General features: G+C 63.7%; 10 protein-coding genes. 4 read left to right on the top strand and 6 right to left on the bottom strand.

Translation table 11 applies throughout. The features are described 5' to 3' along the window. Window positions 1-9: 9 nt before the first annotated feature. Window positions 10-1,263 carry a D-amino acid dehydrogenase gene (locus tag AACW87_RS19645; protein ID WP_241325907.1) on the top strand — a complete coding sequence of 418 codons (1,254 nt, stop codon included), beginning with the start codon at window positions 10-12 and terminating at the stop codon, window positions 1,261-1,263. A gap of 91 nt (window positions 1,264-1,354) precedes the next feature. Here AACW87_RS19645 and AACW87_RS19640 read toward each other — a convergent pair whose 3' ends face one another. Then, on the bottom strand, window positions 1,355-2,035 hold the full coding sequence (locus tag AACW87_RS19640; protein ID WP_043557723.1) for a TetR/AcrR family transcriptional regulator: 681 nt from the start codon (window positions 2,033-2,035) through the stop codon (window positions 1,355-1,357). A gap of 177 nt (window positions 2,036-2,212) precedes the next feature. Between AACW87_RS19640 and AACW87_RS19635 the strand changes: the two genes are divergently transcribed. Then, window positions 2,213-4,153 carry an amidohydrolase gene (locus tag AACW87_RS19635; RefSeq protein WP_241325906.1) on the top strand — a complete coding sequence of 647 codons (1,941 nt, stop codon included), beginning with the start codon at window positions 2,213-2,215 and terminating at the stop codon, window positions 4,151-4,153. A 48-nt stretch (window positions 4,154-4,201) separates the two neighbouring features. Here AACW87_RS19635 and AACW87_RS19630 read toward each other — a convergent pair whose 3' ends face one another. Continuing rightward, window positions 4,202-5,329, bottom strand: a complete 1,128-nt coding sequence (locus tag AACW87_RS19630) for an HPP family protein (RefSeq protein ID WP_241325905.1) — start codon at window positions 5,327-5,329, stop codon at window positions 4,202-4,204. Window positions 5,330-5,629: 300 nt separating this feature from the next. Between AACW87_RS19630 and AACW87_RS19625 the strand changes: the two genes are divergently transcribed. After that, a complete protein-coding gene (locus tag AACW87_RS19625; protein ID WP_241325904.1) occupies window positions 5,630-6,751 on the top strand; it encodes a glycosyltransferase family 9 protein in 1,122 nt (373 codons plus the stop codon). A 77-nt stretch (window positions 6,752-6,828) separates the two neighbouring features. On the opposite strand, the gene AACW87_RS19620 is transcribed toward AACW87_RS19625, so the two are convergent. Both AACW87_RS19620 and metE read right to left on the bottom strand, forming a co-directional pair. Then, window positions 6,829-7,494 (bottom strand): substrate-binding periplasmic protein, encoded by a 666-nt coding sequence (locus AACW87_RS19620; protein ID WP_241325953.1) that lies wholly within the window; start codon window positions 7,492-7,494, stop codon window positions 6,829-6,831. Window positions 7,495-7,740: 246 nt separating this feature from the next. Beyond that, window positions 7,741-10,005 (bottom strand): 5-methyltetrahydropteroyltriglutamate--homocysteine S-methyltransferase, encoded by a 2,265-nt coding sequence (metE, locus tag AACW87_RS19615; RefSeq protein ID WP_172955334.1) that lies wholly within the window; start codon window positions 10,003-10,005, stop codon window positions 7,741-7,743. Window positions 10,006-10,166: 161 nt separating this feature from the next. On the opposite strand from metE, the gene AACW87_RS19610 reads away from it, so the two are divergent. Further along, window positions 10,167-11,087: a LysR substrate-binding domain-containing protein gene (locus tag AACW87_RS19610; RefSeq protein WP_098983908.1), complete on the top strand. Its 921-nt coding sequence runs from the start codon at window positions 10,167-10,169 to the stop codon at window positions 11,085-11,087. Between the two features lie 57 nt (window positions 11,088-11,144). Here AACW87_RS19610 and AACW87_RS19605 read toward each other — a convergent pair whose 3' ends face one another. Together AACW87_RS19605 and AACW87_RS19600 are read right to left on the bottom strand one after the other, a co-directional pair. Continuing rightward, entirely contained in the window at window positions 11,145-11,909 is a 765-nt protein-coding gene (locus AACW87_RS19605) for a siderophore ferric iron reductase (protein WP_098985116.1), read from the bottom strand. A 95-nt stretch (window positions 11,910-12,004) separates the two neighbouring features. Beyond that, entirely contained in the window at window positions 12,005-14,149 is a 2,145-nt protein-coding gene (locus AACW87_RS19600; protein ID WP_241325903.1) for a TonB-dependent siderophore receptor, read from the bottom strand. Window positions 14,150-14,380 lie beyond the last annotated feature (231 nt).

The raw sequence follows: 14,380 nt of genomic DNA, 5'->3' as shown, positions 1-14,380 counted from the left end.
GATGGAGTGATGAAGATAGTGGTGTTGGGTGGTGGCGTGATTGGCGTAGCCAGCGCCTGGTATCTGGCCAAGGCGGGTCATCAGGTGACCCTGCTGGAGCGACGGGATGGGGTGGCGCTGGAGACCAGCCATGCCAACGCCGGTCAGATCTCCCCCGGTTATGCCTCCCCCTGGGCGGCGCCCGGCATTCCCCTCAAGGCCGCCAAGTGGCTGCTGCAAAAACATGCCCCTTTCACGGTGCGCCCGACCTCGGATCCGTTCCAGCTGCGCTGGATGCTGAAGATGTTTGCCAACTGCACCCCGGCTGCCTATGCCATCAACAAGGGGCGCATGGTGCGCCTTGCCGAATACAGCCGCGACTGCATGAAGGGGCTGCGCGATGAGCTGGCGCTGGATTACGAGGGACGCCAGCTCGGCACCCTGCAGCTGTTTCGAAGCGAGATCCAGCTCGATGCCAGCAAACGGGATATCGAGGTGCTGGAAGAGTACGGCGTGCCCTACCAGTCGCTGGATGCCAGCGGTTGCGAGGGGGTGGAGCCGGCGCTGGCACGGGTACGTGGCAAGATAGTCGGTGGCCTGCGCCTGCCGGGTGATGAAACCGGCGACTGCTTCCGCTTCACCAAGGCACTGGCCGCCGAGGCACAAAAACTCGGGGTGGAATTTGTCTTCAACTGCGCCATCGACGAGATTGAACTGGCTCAGGGACGCGCCGTCGCGGTGCGGGCCGGTGAGCAGCGTTTCAAGGCCGATGCCATCGTCTGTGCGCTGGGCAGCTATGCCACCGGCTTGCTGCGCCCGCTTGGGCTCGATCTGCCTGTCTACCCGGTCAAGGGCTACTCCCTCACCCTGCCGATGACCAACCGTGATGCCGCGCCCCGCAGTACTGTACTGGATGAAACCTACAAGGTGGCCATCACCCGCTTCGATGAGCGGATCCGGGTCGGCGGCATGGCTGAGCTGTCGGGTTTCAACCTGGCGCTCAACCCGAAACGCTACGACACCCTGGCCATGGTGGTGGGGGATCTCTTCCCCGAGGGGGGCGACATACAGCAGGCCGAGTTCTGGACCGGGCTGCGGCCCATGACGCCGGACGGCACCCCGCTGGTGGGCCCAAGCTCTGTGCCTGGGCTCTGGCTCAACACAGGCCACGGCACCCTGGGCTGGACCATGGCGGCAGGCTCGGGCCAGCTGCTGGCGGATCTCATCAGCGGCAACACGCCCACCATCAGCGATGAGGGGCTGACCCTGGCCCGCTACGGCTGAGGCTGAGGCTGAGGCTGAGGCTGCCACAAGGTCGCAAATGACAGAGGGAGTGCCTAGCACTCCCTCTTCACATCCGTCTCTCGACTCCCTCTCAGCTCGCGGTATCCGTCAGCAGCCTGGGCACCGCCTGCCACACCCGCTCGGGGTCGGGCTCGGCAATGGCCGCCGCCAGCAGTTGCCCCAGCCACTGTTGATGCAACTGCCACATCCGCTGGCCTTCTGACCCCTGCTCCTTGGCACTCTGCTTGACCACATCCGCCGTCCGGTAGAAATAACGCACCAGCGCCGTCAACGCGGGCTCGGGCCAACGGCAGCCGAAATGACGCAGTCGCTCCGACCAGAAGGCAATCTGGCCTCGCTCATGCACCCGCTCCACCTCGTGCAGTGCCGGAATGAGATCCATCGCCTGCCACAGCGCCCCATAGCCGACGAAACGGGCATCCAGCGCGTCCAGCGCCTGATCCAGCAGTAACAGCGTCTCCTGCAAGCCGCACTCCTGGGTGCGGATCGCCTCCTGCGCCGCGCACACCGCCGCCAGCCAGTCCATGGCCAGCCGGCAGATGATGGCCTCCTTGTTGGGAAACAGGTGATAGAGCGACTTGATGCCGACCCCGGCCCGGGTGGCGATGGCGTTGGTGTTGAGCGCCGGAAAGCCCTGCTCCTGCAACAGGGCCAGGGTGGCCTGCTCGATCCGGGTGACCGTCTCCTGGCTGCGCTGCTGTCTGGGTTGGCGCCGCATGCAGAGATCGGCGGGCAACGGCTGTTCTGACATGGGTTCTCCCTCACCTTGGTCGCGGCATGGTTTTATAACTACATGATGAAACAAGGAAAATATAAGTCAAAAAGAATATTTTCAGTAATTGCTGGCTTTTATCCCAACAGCTGCAATAAACAAGAGTGCTCATATTTGCAGTAAAGACTGCATTATAACCAGGGAGAGCAATGGCATATGGATGGCAAGCAATCAGGTTTTAGGTTGACAACAAGCGCCGCACTGCTGCTGGTGGCCGGCGTGCTGACCGGCTGCAATCAGGAGAGCACGGGACCAGAGGCGCAGCGGACCCTCTACCTCAACGGCACAATTCACACTCAGGACGGACAACGCAGGGTTGCCGACGCCATGGTGGTCGCCGATGGCAAGTTCCTCTACGTGGGCTCACGCCAGGGGGCCGAGACCTATCAGGGCAAGGATGGCAAGGTCGTGGATCTGAAGGGGCGCATGGTGCTGCCCGGCCTGCACGACAACCACATTCACCTGCTCGGCACTGTGGCGCTGGATATGTGCGATCTGGACGGTCAGAGCGTCACGCTGGATCAGCTGGCCGACAAGATCCGCACCTGTCTGCCTCGCTACGCCCCCACCAAGGGGGAGTGGCTGGCGGTCAATCAGTGGTCCCCCTACGATGGCAATACCCCGACTGCGAACTACGCTACCCTGCTGGCCACCCTGGACGCAGTGGCGCCGGACAACCCTGTGGTGCTGCTCGGGGCCGATGGGCACGCCAGCGCCTACAACTCGCAGGCGCTGGCCAGCGCGCAGGATCAGGATGGCAATACCGTGGGTTTCAACAGTGTGACCCTGGCACCGGGCGGGGTGTTCGAGGCCTTTATTCCCTACGTGGATCTGACCAGCGGGGTGATCCGGGAGGGTGCCCGCAGCGCCATACCGGTACCCGACACCGGGGTGCTCAGCGCCAGCGATGAGCAGGCCGCCAGCCAGTACGACAAGATCCTGCCCGCCATCTCTACCCTGATGGCCTCCCGTGGCATCACGGGCGTGCAGGATGCCTGCGCCACCGACTTCATCCGTCAGCGGCTGCTCAAGATGCAGTCGCTTGGGCTGCTGCACATGCGCATCACGGCAGCCACCTGCTTTCACCAGGATGACTACAGCGGCAAACTGGACATAGCCGGCCATCTGGCCAAGGCCAGCCAGGTCAGGAGCGCCTTTGCCGACAATCCCCTGATCAAGGCCGATGCGGTCAAGATCTTCCTCGATGGCGTACTGGAAGGGGATCCCTTTACCGCCCCGCCCTTCCTGCCCAATGCGGGCATGCTGGAAAACTACCAGAACCCGCACCTGGCCATGGATCTCGCCACCGAGCAGGTGAGCATCACGGCCGATAGCGAGGATGCGGGCAGCAATGGCATCGTCAACTACAGGGACGCCGACCTGAAAAACTATGTCACCGCCCTCGATCGGGCCGGTTTCAGCATTCACATGCACAGCATCGGCGATCGCAGCACCCGGATGGCGCTGGATGCGCTGCAAGCCACCCGCGCCAGCAACGGTGACAAGGGGATCCCCCATACCCTGGCTCACCTGCAGGTGGTGCACCCCGACGATCAGAAAAGGCTGGGAGAGCTCGGTCTCTACCTTACCTTCACCTACGCCTGGACCACGCCCCAGCTCGCCTACGACATGCTGGTGACCCCCTTCATCCAGCCCACCCGCGCGGGACAATCCTTGCGCGAGGCGCTGTATGACCCCCTGGGCTATCTGCACGATGCGCTCTATCCGGTGGAAAGTGCGCGCAAGGCGGGCGCCATCCTGGTGGCGGGCAGCGACGCCCCCGTGGACAGCCGGGATCCCCGCCCCTTCGTCAACATGGCGGCCGGCATCGCCAAAGCGGCGGGAAGCGGTGAGGATTTTCGCGCCAACCAGCGTACCTCGCTCGCCGAAATAGTGGCCGCCTACACCATCAATGGTGCCAGGGCGGTACGTCAGGGGGAGATCACCGGCTCCATCGAGGCTGGCAAGTCGGCCGACTTCATCGTGCTGGACAGGGATCTGTTCGCCCTGGTCGAGGCTGGCACCCCGGAGCAGATCGCCGATACCCGAATCGAGCAGACGGTGTTTCAGGGCGAGACAGTCTATGTGGCGCCCTGAGCCCACGCATCAGCCCCCATCAAAAGGCCCCGCGAGGGGCCTTCTTCGTTAGCCGCCGGCTCCCTGATCAGCCTCGGTCAGTGCGGGCTGCAGGGCCAGGGTGAACAGGGCCGCCACCATGTCCGACTGGGTCAGCATGCCGACCAGCTGCTCCCCGTCCACCACCGGCATGTGGTGCAAGCCGTCATCGGAGAAGGCGGCCACCAGATCGTAGAGGGGCTGGTAGCGGCGGGCCGTCAACACGTCGCGGGTCATCAGATCCGCGACCCGCAGTGCTGCCAGAGCCGCAGCGCCCCGCGGTTGTTGCAACACCCGATCGATCATCAAGTCGTGCAGCGTGATGATGCCGGCGAGGCACCCCGCCTCATCCACCACCGGCAGCGCCTTGATCTGATGGTGGGAGAGCAGCCGCCACGCCGCCATGGCCGGCTGATCCGGCCCGATCAGGATCAGATCCCGCGACATCACATCCTGTACTCGCACCGTACCCACCCGGGCACGCAGGGCGTGCAGCTGGGCCTCCTGCAGCAAGGCCTGCAGATCCTGGCGACTGATGTCGAGCAGCTCACCGTGCTGCTCCAGGGCAAGATCGATCGCCGTGGCCTGGGTCGCGATGCGCTCGCTCGGCTGGGGATCGGCAGTCTGGTGACGATTGGGCTGCGCCTTGCCGCTATTGGGGTAACGGCGCCCAAGCAGCCGGTTGTAGAGCAGGGCCAGCATCAGCAACAACAACGAATTGAGCAGCACCGGCAGCAATACGTAGCCCACCCCCAGCTGGCGGATCCCCTCGCCGCCGATGACGGCGGTCAAGGCCACGGCGCCCCCGGGCGGATGCAGGCTGCGGGTGAGGAACATGGCCGCGATGGCCAGCATCACGGCTGCGGCAGAGGCCAACGCCATGTCCGGGATCAGCTGGGCACTAAGCACCCCCATCAACGCCGATACCCCGTTGCCCACCAGGATGGACCAGGGCTGGGCCAGCGGGCTGGCGGGCGCGGCAAACAGCAGCACGGCGGACGCCCCCATGGGCGCGATCAGCCAGTGAACATTGAGCCCCAACCCCCACTGGCACACGAAGGCGGTGCCGAACAGCCCGACGAAGGCACCGAGGGCGCCATAACAACTCTCTTTGACACTGGTATTGGTTGATACCGGAAAGAAATCCCTGAACTGCATGCGGTTTCCAACGGATAAGGTTTATTTCAAATGCGCAATTCTAGCGAGTCACCCTCACTCAATGCCAGCGCGCAGGCAAGCGGATCACGCAGAAATCGCATCCAGCCCGTCGACCGCCGTCATACAGGCGTTTTTCATCAAAAATGGCCTCCCGGATCCGCCCAGCCGCCTCCAAACTGTGACGCCGCAAAAAATTCTTACAAAAAAAGGGGTGACGACCGCTTTTTTCTCTCCTCTTAACGCTTTCTTAAGACTTGTCGTGTCACCTTGATGTCATTGTCATCAACAGAGCCACTCATCATGAGCACCATCAGAGATGCCCTGCGTCGTTTCGACGGCCAGCGCCGTTGCTGGACGGCCGGGCTGGAGTGGGCGGCCCTCGCCTGGCTTGCCAGACGAAGCAGGCTGCCTGCCTCAAGCCAGCCAGCCCGACGGATCCTCATCATCCGCAGCACCAACCGCATCGGCAACAATCTGTTCCTGCTGCCCTTTTTGCAAAAGGTACGCAGCGCCCACCCCAACGCCGAGATAGAGCTGGTGTGCAGCGGCGGCCAGCTGCTCCCCTTTCTGGCCGATCTGCAGCTGCACCAGCTTCATCAGGTCAGATTGCAGGGCAAGCGCCTGCTCGCGGCCCTGCCTGTGCTGTGGCGCCTGCGTCGCCGGCAGTATGACAAGGTCTATGTGCCGTTCGCCTCCAGTACGGATCACCTGATCGCCGCCTGGGTGAAGGCCTGCGAGAAGCTGGGCTTTGCAGAGGCAAAAGGCGATGCACTGTTCGATCGGCCGCTCGCCGCCAACGACCACTGCCACTATGCCCACCAGCCGCTGCAACTGCTCGGCATGCACGCCAGCCTGGCCGATCAGATTGAACTGGGCAGCGTGTTGCGCACCGCCTGCCCACACCTGACGGCGTTGGCACAGACCCATCCCGGCCGATCCCTCATCGGCTTTTTCACCGGCGCCCGCAAGGGCAAGGGGCTCTCCCTTCCCCAATGGCAGCAGCTGCTCGGGGATCTGCGCCGCCAGCGCCCGGATGCCCTGCTGATCCAATTCAATGATCCGGCCGATCCCCTGCCCTTGCTGGGCGACATGCAGGTCTCCCTGGGCAACTTGAGCGAATTGGCCCGCTTCGCCAACGGCCTCGCCCTCTTCGTCAGCTGCGACACGGGCCCGCTCCATCTGGCCGCCGCCAGCGGCGTGCCTTGTCTGGGTCTCTTTACCCAGACAGATCCCGCGCGCTACGGCTGCCTCGGGGCCCAGCACCTCAACCAGGTGGTCGACGATCGCAACGCCATTCCCCTCGATGCCCACTGGCTGGCCGAGACGCTGGCGCGGGAGCAAGCACCTCGGGAGCTGCAACCCGCCCTCTCCCATGTGCACTACCTGAACCCGTCCCCGGCGCCCTTGCTGATGGCGCGCTGACGCAGATACAAGGAGGGCGGCCCTGGCCGCCCTCCTTGTTTTAACAAGCCGTTATCCGGCGCCATGGCGCAACCTCCCTAACGATAACGCGCCTCGATGCGGGCCAGCTCGCCGCTCTGGCGCAGCCTGACCAGGACGCGGGAGAACTCGGCCGCCCGGCGGTGAAAGGGAGAGGTATGGGCGAGGCAGAGGGTGAGCGGGGTCAATCCCAGCTGAAGCGGCACCTCTATGATGTGTCCCGTCAGCCCCAGCTGGCGGAGCTTGAAGTTGGCCACGATGGGATCCGTGATCATCAAGTCCCCCCGGCCGGCCGAGAGCATCTTGAAGACGTTGTCCACATTCATGGTCAGATGGACCTTGAATCCCACCAGATTCTCCTTGCCCCAGCCATTGCCTATGTAGTCGAGGATGGTGAACGCCTTGAGATCCGCCAGGGCGCGAGCCTGATTGAGCCGCGCCAGCTGGGGGTGGCCCGCCTGGGTGAACAGGGTCAGGGTGGATACGGCGACCGGCTCCTCCACCACTTGGGTATAGCCCCGCCGCTCCTGGGTCGGCACTGTGACAAAACCATCGGCCTGGCCGGAGCGCACCAGTTTCTGGGCCCGCAGCCAGGGATACCCCTGATGAGTGACGCGGATGCCGAGCTCGCCCGCGACCCTGTCCATCACATCCACCATGATGCCCCGCATCTTGCCCTGCTCGTCACGCCAGGAGTAGGGAGCAAAATCATTGAAATAGACCATGTTGAGCGAGGGGTCAGGAGCCGCCAGAGGGCAAGTGGCCAATAACAGTGCCCATAGACTCCCGATCCAGACACCTGCTTTCATCATTTCCTGCCCCGCCCACATCACCCTGTCCTGAGCCTAGCGCACACAGGGTTGGCGCGGGCCTGCCCGCACAAAAACAGAGGGAAGGCGTGCGCCTTCCCTCTTTCGTTATACCCGAACTCTGTTGTTATTTGTTGATTCTTGGCCGGCCTGGCTGCCTAACTAGGCCAGTTCTGCCCGCAGTGCCCGAGTCGCCTCCACCATCACGGTGAGAGCAGCAGTGGTCTCTTCCCAGCCGCGGGTCTTGAGGCCGCAATCCGGGTTGACCCAGAGCCGCTCGGCCGGGATCTGTTTGGCCGCCTTGCGCAGCAAGCCCTCAATCCAGCTCTGGCTCGGCACGTTCGGTGAGTGGATGTCATAGACGCCCGGGCCGATTTCGTTGGGGTAGTTGAAGCGCTCGAACGCTTCGAGCAGCTGCATCTGGCTGCGGCTGGTCTCTATGGTGATCACGTCCGCGTCCAGCGCCGCCACCGCCTCTATGATGAGGTTGAAGTCGCTGTAACACATGTGGGTGTGGATCTGGGTGCTGTCCACTACCGGGCTGGCACTCAGGCGGAAGGCCCGCACCGCCCAGTCGAGATACGTCTGATGATCCTGCTTGCGCAGGGGCAAGCCTTCACGGATCGCCGGTTCGTCGATCTGGATGATCTTGATGCCGGCGGCTTCCAAGTCAGCCACCTCGTCGCGAATGGCCAGCCCAATTTGCAGGGCGGACTGCTCGCGGCTCACATCTTCCCGCGGGAAGGACCAGCAGAGTATGGTCACGGGCCCGGTCAGCATGCCCTTGACCGGCTTGTCGGTCAGGCTCTGGGCAAACTTGGTCCATTCGAGCGTCATCGGGGTCGGGCGGTCGATATCCCGGGTGATCACCGGCGGCTTGACGCAGCGGGAGCCATAGCTCTGCACCCAGCCGAAGCGGGTGATGGCAAAGCCATCCAGCAGCTCACCGAAGTACTCCACCATGTCGTTGCGCTCGGCCTCGCCGTGCACCAGCACGTCCAGCCCTATGGCTTCCTGGCGCTCAATCGCATCCTTGATCTGGGCCTGAATGCCCGCCTCGTAAGCACTGTCGTCGATGCGACCAGCCCGCCAATCCTGGCGCAGTACCCGAATTTCCGAGGTCTGCGGGAAGGAGCCTATGGTGGTGGTGGGCAGCAGCGGCAGCTTGAGATCATTGCGCTGCGCCTGCGCCCGCACCGGATAGGCGCTCTGGCGGTCGAAATCGCTGTTGGTCAGGCTGGCGAGCCGTGACTGCACCACTTTCTTGTGGACCCGGCTGTCGGACTCCCGATCCACGATGGGCTGGCTGTAGGCGGTGATCTTGTCGATGTCACCACAGTCCAGGTAGTCGGCCAGCAACCCCAGCTCGTAGCACTTTTGCAGGGCGAAGGCGAACCAGCTGCGGGTCTGGCCGTCCAGCTCGTGCTCCAGGGTGAGATCCACCGGGCTGTGCAGCAGGGAACAGGAAGAAGCCACCCATAGCCGCTCGCCGAGCTTGGCTTTCAATGCGTTGAGCGTCGGTGCCAGCTTGGCCAGATTGGCACGCCAGACGTTGCGACCATTGATCACCCCGGCGGAGATGACCCACTGGGCCGGCAGATGAGGAACCAGCGTCTCCAGCTGCTCGGGCGCCGCCACCAGATCCAGGTGCAGGCCATCCACCTTCAGGCTGGTGATGATGTCGCGCTGATGGGCCACGGAACCGAAATAGGTGGTGAGCAGCAGCTTGCAGGGGCCGCTCAGGCGCTCATAGGCATTCAGATAGGCCAGACGCCACTCATCCGGCAGGTCCAGCGCCAGCGCCGGCTCGTCGATCTGTACCCACTCCACTCCCTGGGCCGAGAGCCTCCCCAGGATCTCCTGATAGACGATGAGCAGGCGCTCGAGCAATTCCAGACGAGAGAATCCGCTCTCTTTCTCCTTGCCGAGCCACAGGTAGGAGATGGGCCCCAGCAACACCGCCTTGACCGGCAGCCCCAGCGCCTTGGCCTCTTCCACCTCGTCAAACAGCTGACTCCAACCCAGCTTGAAGCGCTGGTCACGGCTGAACTCGGGCACCAGGTAGTGGTAGTTGGTGTTGAACCACTTGGTCATCTCGGCGGCGGCCGCCGCCGGGCCGGTCGGCGCACGGCCACGGGCCACCCGGAACAGGGTATCGAGATCGGTGTCGCCATGGCGGTGACGCTCGGGGATGGCATCCACCAGCAGGCTGGTGCCGAGCACTTGGTCGTACCAGGCGAAGTCGCCAACCGGCAGCAGGTTGACCCCGGCGGTACGCTGGGCCTGCCAGTGACGTTCACGCAGGCTCTTGCCGGTGGCGATGAGTTCCGCCTGAGTTGTCTCGCCACGCCAGTAAGATTCGAGGGCAAATTTCAGCTCGCGCTTGGCGCCGATACGGGGAAAGCCCAGGGTGTGTGCTCGTGTCATAGGTCCAATTCCTTATGCTCGTTCATCTGATGGGAAACTGGATGATTTAGCCATCCAGATGTTTACACATCCAAAATGACAAGATAAGGTGGCGTTGGCTATTGAATCCTTTTCAACAGCCTCTCAAGAAATCCGCGATTGATGCAACAAGGAACCATGTTATGGCAGTGCCAAGCAATTCAGGCCTGGAAATCAAGCACTTGAGAACCCTGACCGCGCTGGCCGAGCAGGGTTCGCTGGCCGGCGCGGCGCTGACTCTCAACCTCACCCAGTCGGCCCTCTCCCATCAGCTCAAAGAGCTGGAGACCCGCCTCAACCTGGAGCTCTACCTGCGCAAGAGCCGCCCCCTGGTGCTGACGGCGGCGGGCCAGCAGTTGCTGAGTCTGGCCCGCCAGGTGCTGCCGGCCCTGGCCCAGACCGAGAAACAGCTGCAGGCCCTGCACAGCGGCGACGCGGGCCGGCTGCACCTGGCGCTGGATTGCCACAGCTGCATCCAGTGGCTGCTGCCGCTCCTGCCCGATTTTCGCCGCCAGTGGCCCGGGGTGGATCTGGAGGTGGAGTCTGTGCCCGGCTTCGATGCCATCAGCGCCCTGCTCGGCGGCCAGCTCGACCTGCTGCTCACCTCGGATGTACAGGCGCGCGGCGATCTGCACTTCGAGCCGCTGTTCGCCTTCGATCTCACCCTGGTGATGGCGCCCGATCACTCCCTCTGCCAGCAGTCACTCATCAGCCCCACCGATCTGCAACGGGAAGTGCTGCTGGTCTACCCGGTGGAGCGCGCCCGCATGGACGTGTTCAGCCGCTTTTTGCAACCCGCCGGGGTCGAGCCCGCCCGCTGCAAGCTGGTGGACAACACCTCCGTCATGCTGCAGATGGCCGCCGCCGGGCTCGGGGTCGCCGCCCTGCCGCGCTGGGCCAGCGAGGAGTTTGTGCGTCAGGGCTTGCTCGAAGCCAGGCCGCTGGGACAGGGCATCCGCCGCCATATGTATGGGGCCGTGCGTGCCGCCGACAAGGATCAGCCCTGCCTGCAGAGCCTGTTCGAGCGCATTCGCAGCAAGATGGGTGAGCAGAAAGAGGCGTAAAAAAGCCGCCCCAGGGAGCGGCGCTCACGCCTCTCGACACGCCGGCGCTCAGGCGCCTCAGGATCCCTCGCCGCAACTTGCAGCCCCCTGCCGCCTCGGGCAGTTGGCGCAAAGCTCCCCATCACGGCGCTTGTAGTGCAGGCAGCAACGCTGGCGCACATAGCCAGGAAAAGCGCCCTCTTGCGGCCATGACGCCGGACGCCATCCCGCCAGATGCTCGGCCGGCAGACCGCAGGCGGCGAGCCAGTGCGGCGCGTGCTCGCTCACCTGTTCAGGGCTCACATGGGTGAAAAAGTCGGGTACCCGCACCAGGGCCGCCAGCAGATCGTCCGCCAAGAGCGGGCGCACGAAACCGGGTCTGAGCCGCTGCACCCCGCCCAGCAGCGTGAACAGCGCCTGCCAGTGGGCCTGCAGCCGCTCGCCCGCGGCCTTGATCAAGGCATCCAGCTCCCCCTTGATCATGGGCTCGGCCGGCAGGATGAAGCCCGATACCAGCCCATCCTGATAACCCTGCCCCAGCTTGTCCAGCGCTGGCACGGCCCCCAGTCGATAGACGGCCACCATGGCGAGATAGAGGGACTGCCAGCAGAGCATGCCCCAGCTGCGGGTCAGCCAGTAGGCGGGCCCCGCCTCCGGGTGCGCCAGCCGCCAGTGATCATGCAGCGCCGCCGCCACCTCGGCCGGGGTTGAATGAGGGGAAGCTGCCAGCAAAGGGGGCGAGTCCCCCGCCTCCGCCAACCGCCCCTTGAGCGAAGGAATAAGCCCGCTGGCTGCCGCAAACAGGGCGCCATGATCCGCCAGCGCACGGATCTCCGTGTGCACGGCCAGCGCACCGAGCCCGCGGGGCAAGGCGCGCGGACGGTCATCTGCGGCGGCTAGAAGATGAGCATGCCCCGGACGCGGCCCGGGGCGCAGGGTCAGAATACGTATTTGAGTCGCGCCTCCACGTTGCGCTCTGCCCCGAACCAGCAGTTGTTCTGGTCGTAGCAGGAGTAGTAGGTCTTGTTGAACAGGTTGCTGGCGCTCAGCGAGGCCTCCACCCCTTGCAGGCGCTGGCTGAGTTGGGCCAGATCGTAGGAGGCGGACACGTCCATCAGCAGATAATCCGGTACCGTATCCGTGTTGGCGGCATCAAGCTGCGCCTCCCCCACGTAACGCAGGCCGGCGCCAACCCGCATCCCCTCCAGCTGGCCACCCGGCAGGTAGTTGCTCCAGAGCGAAGCCATCTGCTTGGGTACCCAGACCGGGGTCTTGCCCTGCAGGCTGGTGGTATCTCGGGTGATCTCCATGTCCTGGCGGGTATAGCTCAGCGCCAGATCCCAGCGGCTGGTGAGATCGAGTCGCCCCTCCAGCTCAACCCCCTTGGAGACCATCTCGCCGGTCTGCAGCTTGGGCCCGTAGACGTTGTCCGGATCCGTCACCAGGGCATTTTGCTTGGTGATGTGGAAGACCGAAGCGGTAAAGGTCTTGCTCATGTCCTCGGCGAGAAACTTGAGTCCCCCCTCCCACTGATGGCCTGTGGCCGGTTTGAACGCCTGGCCATTCTTGTCCGCCCCCGCCACCGGCTCGAAGCTCTCGGCATAGCTCACGTAGGGCGAGAGGCCGTGATCCAGCTCGTACAAAGCGCCGAGGCGCAACGAGAGGTTGTCCTGATCTATCTGGGCCAGGGTGTTGCTCGCCGCCCCCTGATAGAGGGTCTGGCTGTCGGTGTCCATCCGGTAGCTGTCATAGCGGGCACCGCCTATGGCCACCAGCCGGTCCAGACGCACCTGATCCTGCAGATAGACGCCGGTCTGGGACTGGCGGATGGTCTTGCTGTCCTGATAGTTGAAGGTGAGGGCCGCCGGCACTATCTGGCTGTGGTTCGGGTTGAAGATGTCGATGCCGGGCGCCGAATAGTCGAGGGTGTCCCGGTAGAGAATACGGGCATCCAGATACTGGTAATCGACCCCGAGCAGCAGGTTGTGCTGGGCGCTGCCGGTCATCACCTTGCCCGCCAGCTGGTTGTCGATGACAAAGCCGCGAGAGTCTTCATCGGTCAGATAGGCGTTGCGGGCCAGGGTGCGGTTGTCCGCCGCCAGGGCCGCATTGTAGGTGTTCTGCTGGTTGGCCGAGGCATCCATGTAGCGGGCGTTTTGCAGCAGCTGCCAGTTGGCGTTGAAGTCGTGGCTCAGCTTGTAGCCGAGCAGGGTCACCTCCCGGCTGTAGTGGTTCCAGTTTTCATCGCCAAGGAAGGTATCGCTGCCAAGCTGGCCCAGAGGATTGGATTTGACCGAGCCGCTGGCCGGTACTGTGGTGTAGATACCGGCTTGCGGATCTTTCTGGTAATAGAGGTTGAGGTTCAGCAGGGTACGGTCACTCAACTGCCAGTCGAGGGACGGCGCGAACACGTAGCGCTCCTCCTCTGAGGTCACCGCCTGGCCGTCTTTCTGACGGGCCAGTCCCACCAGCCGATAGGCAAGCTGATCATTGATGGCACCCGTGCTGTCGAGGGTCAGCTCCTTGAGGGTGCCTGTGCCCGTCGCCACACCGACGCTGTGCCTGGCTTCCCGCTGCGGCCGCTTGGCGATCAGGTTGACCATGCCCCCCGGCGGCATGCTGCCGTAGAGCACAGAGGTCGGCCCCTTGAACACCTCCAGCTGCTCTATGGCCACCGGATCTATCTGGGGTTGCAGGTTCCAGTCGTTGTATTGCAGCAGCAGGCCGTCGTAGAAGTTCTGGTAGTTGTCAAAGCCGCGAATATTGAACAGATCCAGCCGGTTGACCGCCCCGCCGCGCAGCTCGGTATTGACGCCGGGCACGTAGCGCAGCGCCTCACTCACCGAGCTCACCCCGCGCTGCTCCAGGGTCTCGCCGTCCACCACAGAGATGGCCTGGGGCGTCTCCATGGGGTCGAGCCGGGTCTTGGTCGCCGTGTTGCGATAGGTCTGACCCAGTACCGTCAGGGTTTCATCGACCGCCGCGTTTTGCGCATTGGACGTGGGTGCGGCCAGCACTGGGCCTGCCAACAGGGCGGAGAGGGTCGCGGCGACCAGGGTCAAAGGGGGGTGAGTGGCGTACATCTGATCCTCGAATGCAATGATTGAATAGTAACAAATCTCATTTGCATTTTATTGGGTCAATTTGCCCTTGAATTAACAATTTGGGGCATGTTGGCAGGAAAAACGGCAAAAAAGGGGCAAGACAAGCCCCATCCGACGACCTTCCATGTCGATGGAAAAAAGGGATTGAATTCAAATGGCTATTTTCTCTGAGGGAAGGCTGTAATGAGATGGCGGTCAATGGCAAGGCGC

The sequence above is a fragment of the Aeromonas sp. MR7 genome, assembly GCF_963899385.1.
Taxonomy (GTDB): domain Bacteria; phylum Pseudomonadota; class Gammaproteobacteria; order Enterobacterales; family Aeromonadaceae; genus Aeromonas; species Aeromonas bestiarum.
Note: the sequence above shows the minus strand (reverse complement) of the source record. Positions and strands in the feature narration are given on the sequence as shown.